The 14,415-nt window shown below is 62.9% G+C and carries 12 protein-coding genes; 6 read left to right on the top strand and 6 right to left on the bottom strand.

Annotated elements, in window-relative coordinates:
- The first annotated feature begins 352 nt into the window (after window positions 1-352).
- Window positions 353-2,155, top strand: coding sequence for an NAD(P)-binding domain-containing protein (locus tag ACWTU7_RS13600; protein WP_455840365.1), 1,803 nt, complete (start codon window positions 353-355; stop codon window positions 2,153-2,155).
- A gap of 55 nt (window positions 2,156-2,210) precedes the next feature.
- Here the strand turns inward: ACWTU7_RS13600 and ACWTU7_RS13605 are convergent, their stop codons facing one another.
- The 5 genes from ACWTU7_RS13605 to ACWTU7_RS13625 all read right to left on the bottom strand — a co-directional run bounded on the left by ACWTU7_RS13605 (window position 2,211) and on the right by ACWTU7_RS13625 (window position 6,340).
- The gene (locus ACWTU7_RS13605; RefSeq protein ID WP_455840364.1) at window positions 2,211-2,735 is read right to left on the bottom strand and encodes a DUF1269 domain-containing protein; all 525 of its coding nucleotides are present in this window, start codon (window positions 2,733-2,735) and stop codon (window positions 2,211-2,213) included.
- A 385-nt stretch (window positions 2,736-3,120) separates the two neighbouring features.
- On the bottom strand, window positions 3,121-4,281 hold the full coding sequence (locus ACWTU7_RS13610) for a PcfJ domain-containing protein (RefSeq protein WP_455840363.1): 1,161 nt from the start codon (window positions 4,279-4,281) through the stop codon (window positions 3,121-3,123).
- 569 nt (window positions 4,282-4,850) lie between these two features.
- Complete coding sequence (locus tag ACWTU7_RS13615; protein ID WP_455840362.1) at window positions 4,851-5,381, bottom strand: GNAT family N-acetyltransferase; 531 nt, start codon at window positions 5,379-5,381, stop codon at window positions 4,851-4,853.
- An 80-nt stretch (window positions 5,382-5,461) separates the two neighbouring features.
- Window positions 5,462-5,770: a hypothetical protein gene (locus tag ACWTU7_RS13620; protein WP_455840361.1), complete on the bottom strand. Its 309-nt coding sequence runs from the start codon at window positions 5,768-5,770 to the stop codon at window positions 5,462-5,464.
- A 3-nt stretch (window positions 5,771-5,773) separates the two neighbouring features.
- The gene (locus tag ACWTU7_RS13625) at window positions 5,774-6,340 is read right to left on the bottom strand and encodes a helix-turn-helix domain-containing protein (protein ID WP_455840360.1); all 567 of its coding nucleotides are present in this window, start codon (window positions 6,338-6,340) and stop codon (window positions 5,774-5,776) included.
- Window positions 6,341-6,495: 155 nt separating this feature from the next.
- On the opposite strand from ACWTU7_RS13625, the gene ACWTU7_RS13630 reads away from it, so the two are divergent.
- Entirely contained in the window at window positions 6,496-8,325 is a 1,830-nt protein-coding gene (locus ACWTU7_RS13630) for an ATP-binding protein (RefSeq protein ID WP_455840359.1), read from the top strand.
- Between the two features lie 360 nt (window positions 8,326-8,685).
- Here the strand turns inward: ACWTU7_RS13630 and ACWTU7_RS13635 are convergent, their stop codons facing one another.
- The gene (locus tag ACWTU7_RS13635) at window positions 8,686-9,579 is read right to left on the bottom strand and encodes a LysR family transcriptional regulator (protein ID WP_455840358.1); all 894 of its coding nucleotides are present in this window, start codon (window positions 9,577-9,579) and stop codon (window positions 8,686-8,688) included.
- A 398-nt stretch (window positions 9,580-9,977) separates the two neighbouring features.
- Between ACWTU7_RS13635 and ACWTU7_RS13640 the strand changes: the two genes are divergently transcribed.
- The 4 genes from ACWTU7_RS13640 (at window position 9,978) to ACWTU7_RS13655 (ending at window position 14,208) form a co-directional block, all read left to right on the top strand.
- On the top strand, window positions 9,978-10,559 hold the full coding sequence (locus ACWTU7_RS13640; protein ID WP_455840357.1) for a (2Fe-2S)-binding protein: 582 nt from the start codon (window positions 9,978-9,980) through the stop codon (window positions 10,557-10,559).
- Window positions 10,560-10,562: 3 nt separating this feature from the next.
- Window positions 10,563-11,561, top strand: a complete 999-nt coding sequence (locus ACWTU7_RS13645) for an FAD binding domain-containing protein (RefSeq protein WP_455840356.1) — start codon at window positions 10,563-10,565, stop codon at window positions 11,559-11,561.
- Window positions 11,558-13,675, top strand: coding sequence for a xanthine dehydrogenase family protein molybdopterin-binding subunit (locus ACWTU7_RS13650; protein WP_455840355.1), 2,118 nt, complete (start codon window positions 11,558-11,560; stop codon window positions 13,673-13,675). Before ACWTU7_RS13645 ends, ACWTU7_RS13650 begins: the two co-directional genes overlap by 4 nt.
- Before the next feature lie 137 nt (window positions 13,676-13,812).
- Window positions 13,813-14,208 carry a (R)-mandelonitrile lyase gene (locus ACWTU7_RS13655; RefSeq protein WP_455840354.1) on the top strand — a complete coding sequence of 132 codons (396 nt, stop codon included), beginning with the start codon at window positions 13,813-13,815 and terminating at the stop codon, window positions 14,206-14,208.
- Window positions 14,209-14,415 lie beyond the last annotated feature (207 nt).

Here is a 14,415-nt window from a genome sequence, read left to right on the forward strand (position 1 = left end):
TTCCTACTACGAGAATGAGTGCCGTTTTCATGGTGGCGGACAATAGAATTGGTTTTGCGCCGCTGTCAACGGCGAATGTGCACGACGCCAAAAGGGTTTGAACCCGTTGGTCATATCGGACGGCCGGTTGACGATCATCGCATTGAGCCAGTTGGTTCCGCCACAAGGCACCGTTCCGGTACGATCGCCGGCAGGACCAGAGTTCACGATCGTCCCGATAAGCCATTGAAACCACGCCAAACTATTTGACGACGTGACGCGGCGCACAGTTTGCCGCGATACTCCGGTCAACCGGGCTGGGAGGGTCCGGCATAGCCACGATGACGACCAGGACTTCACGGGAGGAAATTTGATGCTCGACAAGGCCCCAGGCAAGAAACTGTCCGACCTGCTCGACCAATTCGGCGCAGCGCTTGCCGCCGGCGACATCGACAAGGCGGTCGGGTGCTTTCAGGAAGACTGCTACTGGCGCGACCTGGTGACCTTCACCTGGAATATCAAGACCACGGAAGGTCGCGAGCAGGTGCACGACATGCTGACGAGCCAGTTGGCGAAGACGAAACCTTCGAACTGGGCGCTTGCGAAAGGCGAAGAGGCCAAAGAGAGCGACGGGCTGCTCGAAGGTTGGATCAGCTTCGAAACGGAGGTTGCGCGCGGCTTCGGCCATATCAGGTTGAAGAACGGCAAGATCTGGACGCTCCTCACCACTATGGTCGAGTTGAAGGGTCATGAGGAACCCGCCGGCTTCGCCCGGCCGTTGGGCGCCAAGCATGGTCACGGAAAAAACCGGCCGACCTGGAAAGAGGAGCGTGAGAAAGAAGCCGCCGAACTTGGCTTTGTCAGTCAGCCCTACACGCTGATCATCGGCGGCGGCCAGGGCGGCATCGCGCTCGGTGCCCGGCTGAGGCAGCTCGGCGTGCCGACCATCATCGTCGAGAAGAACGAGCGTGCCGGCGATTCATGGCGCAGGCGCTACAAGTCGCTCTGCCTGCACGACCCGGTCTGGTACGATCATCTGCCCTATATCGACTTCCCCAGGAACTGGCCGGTCTTCTCGCCCAAGGACAAGATCGGCGACTGGCTGGAAATGTACACCAAGGTCATGGAGCTGAACTACTGGTCCTCCACGGAGGCCAAGAGCGCCGCCTATGACGACGAGAAAAAGGAGTGGACGGTCGTCGTCCATCGCGGTGGCAAGGACATAACGCTGAAGCCGAAGCAGCTGGTGCTGGCCACCGGCATGTCGGGCCGGCCCAACATCCCGAAGTTCAAGGGCATGGAGAATTTCAAGGGTGATCAGCACCATTCTGCGAAACATCCCGGTCCGGACAGCTACGTTGGCAAGAAGGTCGTCGTCATCGGTTCGAACAATTCCGCGCACGATATCTGCGCCGCACTCTGGGAAGCCGGCGTCGACGTCACCATGGTGCAGCGCTCGACCACGCATATCGTCAAATCCGACACGCTGATGGATGTCGGGCTCGGCGCGCTCTATTCGGAGCAGGCCGTGCAAAACGGCATGACCACGGCCAAGGCCGACCTCATCTTCGCCTCCCTGCCCTACAAGATCCTGCACGAGTTCCAGATCCCGCTCTACGAAAAGATGAAGAAGCGCGATGCCGCCTTCTATGAGGGCCTGGAAAGGGCCGGCTTCATGCTCGACTGGGGCGACGACGGTTCGGGCCTATTCATGAAATATCTCAGGCGCGGTTCCGGCTACTACATCGACATCGGCGCCTCCCAGCTGATCATCGACGGCGCCATCAAGCTGAAAAGCGGCGTCGACGTGACCGAGATCAAGGAACATTCGGTCCTGCTCAGCGACGGCACCGAGCTGTCGGCCGATGTCGTCGTCTACGCCACCGGCTACGGTTCGATGAACGGCTGGGCGGCGGAGCTGATCTCGAAAGAAGTCGCCGACAAAGTCGGGAAGTGCTGGGGTCTCGGCTCGAACACCACCAAGGACCCCGGCCCCTGGGAGGGCGAACAGCGCAACATGTGGAAGCCGACACAACAGGAAGCGCTCTGGTTCCACGGCGGCAATCTGCACCAGTCACGCCACTATTCGCAGTTCCTGTCGCTGCAGTTGAAGGCACGGCACGAAGGCATCGCAACGCCGGTCTACGGGCTGCAGCAGGTCCATCATAAAGGATAGCAGGCGGGATAAGGCATAGAGGGAGGCGCGGTGAATGCCGCGCCTCCCTCTATAATCAGGCGGCAGGTGCGTCGGGTGCGGATACCGGCTGGCTCTGTGTGGCTGCCAGCGCATCTCGCAGGGCCTGCTCCTTGGTATGGTCGAGCGATGTTTTCAACACGGTGCCGCCCGATCCCTTCAGATCCTCGAGCACCTTGTCGGCTGTCATCTTGCGCACCAGCACGAAGAGTGCCGCGCTGCCGGGCTGCAGGCTCGACCCTAGATCCTTCATGAACTTATCGTTGATGCCGAAATCGCTCAGCGCGCCGCCAAGTGCGCCCGAGGCCGCGCCAACGGCCGCCCCTACGACCGGCATCAGGAAGATCATTCCGACGAGGAGCCCCCAGAAGCTGCCGGAGACCGCTCCAGCGGCAGTTGGGTTGAAGAGTTGATTGAGCTTGACGTCGCCGCTCTCCTGTTTCACGGCGATCACTGCATCGCTGAGTTCGATCAGGTATTCCTTCTGCAATTCGAACAGCCGCTTGCGCACCTCTTCCGCTTTGGCTTCGGTTGGATAGACGATGGCGATCAAATCGGACATGGAATAGCTCCTTGTTGGCTTGCAATGCTCGGCAGGTCCGTCCAATGCAACGAAATCTTCGTGACAGCTATCGTTTGCTTCGCGTCGCTCAGGCGGCGAGGCGCGCTCGGCGCATCTTCGGACGGACACAGGCAGCACCGCGAGAGGCCGAAGGATACTCGAACCAGTACTTGACTGTCTATCTGCACGGCGATGCCATCCGGGATACTTGCCCAGCCGAATATCCGGAGAGAAGAGATAGCAAGCCGGACCTGCGACAGCGGAGCCGTCACCGAGACTGACCGATACGTTTCCAGTAGATGAGCGTGCCGGTCAGCGACTGCGCCCGACATCGGCACAACCGTACAGCCCGCGCGGCGTTTTCCACCGCGCGGGGTCTTCCGTTTCAGGCCCTGAGCACCACACCCCTCGCCTTGGCCCAGCGCTCGACGATCTTGCGCTCGTCCAGCGAGGCGAGACGATTGCCGAAACCGCGCACCTGCACCGCACGGTTTTGCGGGTCGAGCTCAATCGTCAGCAACCGCTCGATCTTGCCGAGCGCCGTGCGTCGCAGCACCCAGATCGAGGCGTTGCCGGCGATGCATTTGGCTGCATACATCGAGACGCAATGATGCATCGCCCGGCTCTCGGCGACCAGATCCTCGGCGGTCTTCAGCTGGCGGACGAAGAAACGCTCGCCATGCGCCTTCGCCTCCTTGGCCGATGGCTGCCATTCCCAGTCCTCGAGGAGCGAGCCGTCCCAGGCACGGCGTTGCGACTGCAATCCGGCAGTTGGCGGAGCCCTGCCGGCAGCGCGGCGGCGCATTGCCTCGATGCGTTCGATCGCGGCAATGTCGCGGTGCCATTCCAACATCTGCCGACGCAGCGAAGCCAGTGTGCGCCCCTTCAAGCTGTACCCTGCATCGCGCTCGTGCATGGCATCGATGTAGTCGCAGAGGTCATCGATCTCCTCCTTCGACGCTGGATGCCCGCAGAAAAATCGCGTCACCTCGCGCCAGAAGACCAGCTCCCCGCGCGGCGTGCGCGCGATTTTCGTCCGCGCAAGTCGGGCCGCCAATCCCGGATCATCCGTATAGGACCGCGCAATCGCCAACCAAAAAGCCTCGTTGAACGAGAAGTCACCGGTCACATTCAGGAAGCAATGCACCTCTTTGCGGGACAGCCAGGCATTGGCACCTGCCATGTAGAGCGAGTTGCCACCTGCGACCGCCACGTACCAAGCCATGCGAAGCGCGATCTCCTGTCCATCCAGCCCCGACCTATCCAGCCAGATGGCTTCGAGCGCGGCCGAGACCGGATAGCGAGCATAGAGATGGCGAGCGGCCGCCAGCCGCAGCCGCGCAGGGTCGCGCGTCTTCAGCTTCGGGCGCCACAACGCGCCGTCGCGGATCGCCAGGCCGGCAAGGCCTCGGCGTGCCTCGTCAAGCGCCTGCTCGAAATCCGGAGCGGGACGCGGGACGGGAGAAACGCGTCGCAGCGTTGCCTTATATGCGTCAATGCGTTCGCGCTCGGCATCCTGCCTGCGCTGGATCATGGACTTTGCCATGGCCGTTCTTCCCAATTGGACCCCTGTCAGCCGCACGCAATTCCAGCGCCGGCACGGAATGTGTCGATCTGGATTGCCGGGTCATTGACAGGTCTCCTCTGGGGATGATGGGTTGGGAATGGGCGGCGTCTCTACGCTCACAGCGAACTCGAGGCAAGAGCCATTCTTCCAATGCTTACAATGGCCTGACCGGGTGTTGCAAAGGCGCATCTCAGATCTTCAGACAGCCGCGATCGTCGGCGGGGAGCTCTCAGCGCCCACCGTTTTTAATGGAACCCACGCAGCATCGGCGCCGTTGCGGCTTGACGAATCGTGTACAGCGATGACCCGCATCGCGGCATAGCCGTTCTCAGATTGTCAGGAAGTTGGAAAACCCTGCTATGGCGCGAGTCAGCCCGTCCGAGCGCCGCGAAGGCGCAAAACGCGTGAACAAGATCTCATCGTCGCCTCCTTCAAAAGTCTGTACGGTGCGGCAAAAAAGGGCCGCATGTCGGGCGCGGCTAATACATCGGAACAAGCGCAACAGCAAGTTGTCCTCTCCGGCGCAGCACCGACTTGAACGGCACGAACTACTGCGGCGACATACCGATACGCTTCCAGTAGACAAGCGTGCTGGTCAGCCCGCCGTGAGGTTTCAACGCATAGTCCGGTATTTCGCCGGCCAGGGTGAATCCCAGCCTCTCATAGAGACCGGAAGCGCCGTCCTCTCCCGCCGTGTCCAGCACCAGCAGCGCGCGGCCTTTCTCGACCGCGAGATCCTCGGCCGCCCGCATCAGGCGGGTTGCCACGCCCTTGCCGCGATGATCGACGCGAGTCATCAGCTTGGCGATTTCGGCCCGGTGCGGCTGGTTGGGAGGACAATCGAGCAGCAAGGTAACGGTGCCGACCAGAACCTCACCGTCCCAGGCGCCGAGCACCGCTCTTTCGCCCCTTTCAGCCGCCATAAGCGACTTGCCCCAGAAGGCGCCTGCCGCGTCCGGCGCCAGCGGATGCATGAAACTGACCGATCCACCGGCCGCTACCGTCTCGATCAGCATATCGACCAGCATTGCGTGCGTTTCCGCAGCCAGGGTCAGAGTCTTGATTTCGATGGAACTCATGCGTGCAAGATCCCTAGAATAAGATGAAAATGGCTGTGAATGCGTGAGCGTCGGTCGGGCCACGAGATGCGGCCCTGCCATCAGCCGAAATGACTGAACCGCCTCCGCCTCCTGGCCCGACGGATTTCGGCAATGCGTTCGGTGTCTTCTTCCTGCAGATGGCGCCCCCGCTCCAGCAGTTCGAGCGTGTATTCCTCATAGGTCAGGCCCAGCCGCTCGGCCTTGTCCAGCCGCATCAGCATGACGTCACGGTTTGGCGCTTTCCAGGCTTTGGCGTGAGCCGCCTGCCAGGCAAGGAAGATGTAGGCGTCGCCCTCGCCCCATGGCGGGCCATCATAGTCGTCGAGAGGCGGGCCGCCATTGTCGGTACGTTTCGGACGGCGCGCCATTGCTCAGCCCCTTGCCAGCGCGACCAGATAGTCGGCGGCGTCCGGTCCAGGGGCGTGGAAGCTGCAATCCGACGGCGCGCCAAGCGCCAGGCAGTCACCCGGTTCGAGACTGTGCACGATATCGCCCTCGGTGAATTCCAGCCGTCCGGAGATCAGCCATATCTGTTGTCTGATGAAGGCATAGGACGCTGCCGGAAAGCTCACCTTGGCTCCCGCCGGCAATTGAACCCGGATCAGCTCGAGCGGCATATCCGAGACCGGCGAAAGATGCCGCCTGACATAGCCTGTTGCGGGATCGCGCCAAAGCGGTTGATCGCTTTCGCGAAGCAGCCCGCCGCCTTGCAGCTCGGCCCGCGCGATGAGGGTGGAAAGCGTCATGCCAAAGGCCGCGGCGACCCGCACGAGAAGTGCTGCGGTCGGGCTCGTCTTGCCGCGCTCTATCGTGCTTAGCATAGCTTTCGACACGTCGGACCGGTCTGCGAGCTCCGCCAGCGACCACTCCCTCAAGGCTCTTTCGGAGCGTATTCGCCTGCCGATGGTCGAGGAGATGTCGTTCGCTATATCAGTCATTCATCCGGTATATCGAAATTCTGGCCTAGAGCAAGGCGTCGATCAAATTCAATTTTCACGAATGGCTTAATTGCTCTTACACCATCCGACCTCACCCGACCTTAACCCCGTCGATGTAAGGTCGATCGCCTGGGGAAATGGGAAACAGCCTGTCCATGTTCGTCGACCGCGAAGCCTCCGTCGGAGAGCCGACATTGCAGGAGCGCCGCAAGGCGGAGCAGAACGACAAGCGCATTCTGGGCAATGTCGTCCAGTGCGACGGCGCGCGCGCCACCATCAGCGCCTATGCCGCCGATGTCGAAGGCACGGTCACCGGCCATTGGAGCGTCGGCAAGATGATCTCCATCAACCTTGGCGCCACGCGAACCGTCGGCCTGGTCTACGAGATCGGCAAGTCGGATCGCGCCTGGAGCAATGCGGGCCAGAACCCAATCGAGGTCAGTATCGAGCTCATCGGCGAGGTGCGCGACGGCGCCGAGCCCGGCACCAAACCGATTTTCGACCGCGGTATCACCACCTATCCGCATATCGGCGCCATCGCCCACCGCATCCGCAGCCGCGACTTGCAGGCGGTCTATGATCTCGCCGGACGTCATTCGATTACCATCGGAACGCTGTCACAGGATGAGGCGATCGACGCCAACATCGCCATTGACGACACGCTGGCGCGCCATTTCGCCATTGTGGGCACCACCGGCGTCGGCAAATCCACCGCCGTCTCGCTGCTTTTGCGCAAATCGATCGCCGCTCGACCCGACCTGCGCGTTCTCATCCTCGATCCGCACAACGAGTTCGCCGCGTCCTTGCCCGAGCACTGCGTCAGGGTCGATTCGACGACGCTGGACCTACCCTTCTGGATGTTCAAGCTCGAGGAATTTGCCGAAGTGCTGTTTCGCGGGCGCGAGACCGTGCCGGAAGAGGTCGATGCTTTGCGCGATCTCATTCCCGCAGCCAAGAACCTGTATCGCAACCCGAATTCCGGCACCTATCTCAGGCGTGGCAACGATACACTGACCGCCGACACCCCGGTGCCCTATCGCGTTGTCGATCTTATCAAGCAGATCGACGAGCGCATGGGACTGCTGGAAAGCAAGAACGACCGCCCCACCCTCAAATCGCTGAAGACGCGCATCGAATCGGCAGCCTCGGATCCGCGCTACCGCTTCATGTTCAATTCGCGGCTGATCGAAGATACCATCCACGAGACGATCGGCAATATTTTCCGCGTGCCGCATCACGGGCGCCCGGTGACCTGCTTCGAGATGGCCGGCATGCCGTCGGAAGTGGTCAATTCCGTCTGTTCGGTGCTGGCGCGCCTGGCCTTCGACCTTGCGCTGTGGAGCGAAGGCCGGCTGCGGCTGCTTTTGCTGTGCGAGGAAGCACACCGCTATATGCCGGCCGATCCGCGCCTTGGTTTTGCGCCGACCCGACACGCGCTGTCGCGCATCGCCAAGGAAGGCCGCAAATATGGCTGTTATCTCGGCATCGTCACCCAGCGCCCGGGCGAGCTCGATCCCACCATCCTGTCGCAGTGCTCGACCTTTTTCGCTATGCGGCTTGCCAACGAGCAGGACCAGGCGATCATCCGCTCGGCGATCGCCGATTCCTCGGCCTCGACGCTGGCATTCCTGTCTTCGATGGGCCAGCGCGAAGCCATCGCCTTCGGTGAGGGCGTGGCAACGACCATGCGGCTGAAGTTCGAGAAAATGTCCGATGACCTGATTCCAGGCACGGCCAAGCGCGAGGAAGCCTTGCCGTCCGAAACCGGCAATGATGTCGACCTCGTGGCGATAGTCGAAAGGCTGCGCAACGTGCCAAAACCACAGCAGGCGATGGCCTTCGCCGAAGTCGTGGATTCCGCCCGACAGGCCGGTGACCCCAACTACCGAAAGCCACCCGTCCCGCGCGTCCAACCCGACGACGATTTCGACATGCGTTATGGCTTGAAACCCGCAACCTTCGGCCTGCGCCCGCAGAACGATTGAGCCGGACGGCTTTAGCCTAGGAGGCCAAAGCGCTTGTCACCTAGGAAATCGAGGCAAATCCCGGAAGGGAATCTGTCAGCCATCGCTGACCCGGAAGAGGTAATCCCCCGCCTCCTAAGGACCGGGAGCCGCCAGGCCCTCAGGGCCCTGGCTTAGTGGGGCAACTGCTATAGGTGCATTTCGATCAGCCGGGCCCTTTGGACACCGCGCGAGGCGGTGACCTCGGGGGCAACGCCGCGATGAGGTTGCGGTTAGGTGCGGCGTAACAGGGCTGGTTGGCGGGCCGAGCGTGAACCCGCTGATCACAGTGTTCTCGGCATCGACACCGTGTCCCCGGCTCGCCATCGCAACCGCGTAGCCTCATGCCGAGAAGCGGAGCGCATCAACGAGCAGAGCGAAAGCGGGCGAGGTTTGACGGCGGCTTGGATAATAGAGGTGATAGCCCGGCCAAGGCGGTGACCACTCATCCAGCACCCGCACAAGGCGTCCGCTCTCGAGATGACGCTCCGCGACATCCTCCGGCACATAGGCGAGGCCGAAACCAGCCAGCGCGGCTTCGAGAATCTCGAGGGTGCCATTGAGGACGATCTGGCCGTCCACCCGCACCTTCAGTTCGCGACCGTCGCGCTCGAAATCCCACGCCCAAAGCCCCCCATTGATGGAAAAGCGCTGGTTGATGCAAACGTGGTCGGTCAGCTCCTGCGGCGTCGTTGGCGCCGGCCGCTTGGCGAAATACGACTTCGTCCCGACGACGGCGAAGCGGATGTCCGGTCCGACGCGCACCGCGATCATGTCTTTTGCAACACGCTCTCCCATTCGCACGCCCGCGTCGAACCGTTCGGCAGCAATATCCGTCAGTGCGTTGTCGAGGAAGACCTCGACGGTGACGTCGGGATAGTCCGGCAGGAGCTTCGCCAGCTTCGGCCAGATGACGGCGTTGAACGCGTGATCGCTTGCCGTGAGCCGAATGGTGCCGGCGGGCTTCTCCCGCAATTCGCTCAATGCTTCGACCTCGGCCTCGATCTCTTCAAAGCGCGGGCCGATATTGCGCAGCAGCCGCTCGCCGGCCTCCGTAGGTGAAACGCTGCGGGTCGTTCGGGTCAGCAGCCGAATGCCCAGGCGCTCTTCCAGATCGCGGATCGTGTGGCTGAGCGTGGACTGCGAAATCCCGAGCTGCGCAGCGGCGCGCGTGAAGCTGCCCTCCCGCGCAACCGCCAGGAAGGCCAGAAGCATATCGGTTCGTCCGCGCTGCATTTATCACTCCACCCCATAAGTTTGTGCGGATTATACGGGCTAATCGAGCGAACTGCACACACTCAATCGATCGCGATTGCCGAGAGCCCCGCAAATTTCCCGAACGGTGGCGCGAACCCGGCTGAGCGATGACGATGAAGGAAGAACCGGCGGCAGTTCATTCGCGTCGCTGCCATTCATGGCCCCGACCGATAGGTCCTATCGGGAAGCGGGCGCTAATCAAGGCGCCTGAAGCGCCCTAAGGTTTTAGCGTCGCACACGCACCCAGCGTGTCTTCGGGCCGGGGGCCATCCATATCTTGGGCCGCGAATTGGCGGATCATCACGAAAGCGACAATCGACATGTCTGATAGCCAAAGAACCTCGACAGCCAGTTCAGACATAACGCGCCGGGAGCTCATGCAAGCGGCTGCTGTGACTGGCGGTGCTCTTTTAGGAGAACAACTCGTGCCCGGGGCTATGTCGCCGGCGCTGGCACAGGCTGCCGGCGCCGCGACGGCGCCGCTCGATGTATCGCTGCGCATCAACGGGACGGAGCGCCGGCTTTCGCTCGATCCGCGCACGACGCTGCTGGATGCGCTACGCGAGCACCTGCATCTGACGGGCTCGAAGAAGGGCTGCGGCCTCGGCCAGTGCGGCGCCTGCACGGTGTTGATGGATGGCATGCGCGTGAAGGCGTGCCTCTCGCTCGCGGCGCTGGCTCAGGGGCGCGAAATAAAAACCATCGAAGGATTGGCGCAGGGCGAGGAGCTTCACCCGCTGCAGGCGTCCTTCATCGAGCGCGATGCCTTCCAGTGCGGCTATTGCACGTCGGGGCAGATCATGGCCGGCGTCGCCTGCATCAGCGAAGGCCATGCCGGGTCGCCGCAGGAGATCCGCGAATGGATGAGCGGCAATCTCTGCCGCTGCGGCGCCTACGACCATATCGTCGCGGCTATCCAGGACGCGGCTGCCGTGTCCAGTTCGAAGCAGGAGGGCTAAGCCATGCATCCCTTTGTGCTCGAACGTCCGCACGACCTTGCCGCTGTCTTCGCCCTCGGCGCCCAGGCCGGCCGCAATGATGCGCCGGTCGAATACATCGCCGGCGGCACCGACATGGTGCAGCTTCTGCAGGAGTATGTCCGCCGACCGGATCGGCTTGTGAGTCTCGCAGGCATTCTGGACGACGGCATCGAGATCGGTCCGCAAGGCCTGAGGCTTGGCGCCGCCGCGACGATGGCGAAGGTGGCGGCCGATCAAGATGTCGCCGAGCAGTTCCCTCTGATATCCCAGGCGCTGCTGAATTCGGCGAGCCCGCAGGTCCGCAACCAGGCGACTATGGGCGGCAATCTGCTTCAGCGCACACGCTGTCCCTACTTTCGCGATGTCGGCTACGAGGCATGCAACAAGCGCGCGCCTGGCTCCGGTTGCGCCGCCCTGGACGGCGAGAACCGCTGGCACGCAGTGCTCGGCACGAGCGACAACTGTATCGCCGTTCAACCGTCGGACCTCGCGGTTGCCCTGGTGGCGCTCGATGCGTCGGTCGAGCTGCGAGGAACTGGCGGTGACCGTTCCGTGCCGCTCTCCGATCTTCATCGCCTTCCCCGCGATACGCCCCACCTCGAAACCGTTTTGGAACCGGACGAAGTGATCACCGCGATCACGGTCCCGGCCAATGCGGCAGGACTGCGGTCTCACTATCTGAAGGTACGCGATCGCGCCTCCTTCGAGTTCGCCGTCGTCTCGGCCGCGGTCGCAATCGAGACGGACGGCGCTCGCATCCGGCAGGCCCGCGTAGCGCTCGGCGGCGTTGGAACGAAACCCTGGCGCCTGCCGAACGTCGAGCAAGCGTTAGCTGACAGAAGCCTTGAGCCCGGTGAGTTGCGCTCGGCAGCGACCCTTGCCGCCGAAGGTGCGCAAGGTCGCGGCCACAACGACTTCAAGATCGAACTCATGCAGCGCGCCATCGTGCGTGCGGTCGAAATCGCGGGAGCACGCGCATGACTGCCGCCTTGATCGGAAAATCCGTCAGCCGCGTCGATGGCCGCCTGAAAGTTACCGGCGCTGCGACCTATGCCGCCGAGTTCGAGGTGCCGAACCTCGCCCATGCCGCCGTCGTCAGGAGCATTGTCGCGAACGGCCGCATTGCATCCATCGACGCGGCGGAGGCCGAACGGGTGCCCGGCGTAATCGCGGTTGTGACACACCGCAACGCGCCCAGGCTCGCCTACCAACCGCACAAAGGCCTCCCGGACGCAGCCGTTGGCGAGCGCCTGCATGTGCTGCAGGACGACCGGGTGAACCACCAGGGCCAGCCGATCGCGCTGGTGGTCGCCGAGACGCTTGAACAGGCGGTTCACGCGGCGGAGGTCGTGCGGGTTACCTACCGGAATGAAGCGGCGGCCACCGATGTAGCCGGCGTCGATCCAGTTCTGCCTACCGGGAAACCGGCGGAGTGGGAGATACGGCGAGGCGAGCCCGACAGCGCATTCGAACAGGCGGAATTCCGGGTCGACCAGACCTATGTGATCCTGCGCGAGAACCACAATCCGATCGAGATGTTCGCCACCATCGCCGCATGGGAGGGCGACGGCCTCACCTTGTGGGACAAGACCCAATGGGTGCACAACGTTTCGGAGGAGATCGCCGCCGTGTTCGGCATTGCTGCCGAAAACGTGCGTGTCATCTCACCCTTTGTCGGCGGCGCATTCGGTTCGGGGCTGCGGTGCTGGCCGCAGGTCACGCTCGCCGCACTGGCGGCCCGTGTCGCCGGACGCCCGGTCAAGCTGATGCTCACACGACGCGACATGTATTACAGCGTCGGCTATCGTCCCCACACGGTACAGCACGTCGCGCTTGGCGCGTCCCGAGAGGGCAGGCTGACGGCCATTAGGCACGAGGGTCATCAGGAAACATCGACTTACGAGGAGTTTACCGAGGCGCTGCTCAGCGCGACGCGGTTCCTGCATTCCTGCCCCAATGTCTATACACGCCACCGCATCGCCCCCATGAACGTCCATACTCCGACTTACATGCGCGCGCCCGGTGAGGCGAGCGGTGTGTACGCGCTGGAATCGGCCATGGATGAATTGGCCCTCGCTTTGAACATCGACCCCGTCGAGCTGCGCCTGCGTAACGAGCCGGAAAAGGACGAGTTCAAGAACCTCCCGTTTTCCAGCCGATCGACCAAGGAATGCTACCGGGCCGGCGCTGAGCGCTTCGGGTGGCGTGAGCGCAATCCGGAGCCGCGCTCCATGCGCGATGGCCGCCTTCTGATCGGCTGGGGCATGGCCAGCGCCACCTATCCGATGAACTACGCACCCGCCTCGGCGATGGCCCGACTATTGCCGGATGGCACCGCCGAGGTGATGAGCGCATCGAGCGACATGGGGCCAGGCACCTGGACATCGATGACACAGGTCGCAGCGGACACGCTTGGCCTTCCCATCGATCGCGTAAAATTCACGCTCGGCGATACCCGCCTGCCGCGCGCCCCCATCCATGGCGGTTCCATGACCATGGCCAGCGTCGGCAGCGCGGTGCAGGCCGCCTGCCGAAAGGTGCGCGAGGAGGCGCTTGCGCATGCCGGCGCCAATGATCTCGAAGAGGCCATAGCCCGCCTTGACGAGCCGGTCGAGGCGACGGCCGACGTCGGACCAGGAGATGAGACGAAGCGGTTTTCCATGCACGCTTTCGGCGCCGTGTTTGTGGAAGTCGCTGTCGATCCTGATCTCGGCGAGACGCGCGTGCGGCGCATCGTCGGCGCCTATGGCGCCGGCCGCGTCGTCAACCCAAAGATCGCGCGCAGCCAGTGCATCGGCGGCATGATCGGCGGTATCGGTATGGCGCTGATGGAGCATGCTGTTGTCGACCGCCGCAACGGGCGGGTCACGAACGCCAACTTCGCCGAATACGCTGTGCCGGTGCATGCCGACGCACCGCCGGTCATGGATGTCACCTTCGTCGACGAGCACGACCCGCACGTGAACCCGCTCGGCGTGAAGGGCCTCGGCGAGATCGCCATGGTCGGCGTCGCGCCGGCCATCGCCAACGCCATCTTCCACGCTACCGGAAAGCGCGTCCGCGAACTGCCCATCACGCCGGACAAGCTGCTCTGACCGACCTTGTCGAAAACGAAGGGGCTTAAGACATGATCATCACCCGCAGAGACGTCCTTGCCGCGACAAGTGCTTTCGCCGCTGTGGCTGCAGCAGGCCAGGTTGGCGCAGCGGCTGTACAAGGAAGGAATGAGACAATGAAGATCACTCGAGTTGGATCACAGCCGTCCGGCCCCGGGCCGGCCGATTACTTTACCGGCGAGGTGCGCATCGATCCGCTCTTCCGGGCGCCCGAGCCGGCGCGCGTCGGTGGCGCCAGCGTCACGTTCGAGCCTGGCGCCCGCACCGCGTGGCACACGCATCCACTCGGCCAGACGCTGATCATCACGGCCGGTCTCGGCTGGGTCCAGCGCGAAGGCGGGCCAGTCGAAGAAATCCGGCCAGGCGATGTGGTCTGGATTCCGCCTGGCATGAAGCATTGGCATGGCGCGTCTCCCACCACGGCGATGACGCATCTCGCTATCCAGGAATCGCTTGATGGCAAGCCGGTGGAATGGCTGGATCATGTCAATGACCAGCAGTATCGCAAGTGAGCCGCGCCGGTGCCCAGCCCAGCTGTCGCTTGACTACGATATCAACATGATCGCCGATGTCTTTTGTTCCCGGCGATTCGATTCATCAGGCCGGATCGAATGACGTGGCTTTCGAAAACCCGGAGCGGAGTAGACGTTTGAGTCCATGAGCACCGGAAGTCGAGAAAGCTGCGTCAGTCGGCCGGCCTCATGAATTCTCTCCGGGAT

The sequence above is a fragment of the Mesorhizobium sp. BHscii genome, from assembly GCF_053848065.1.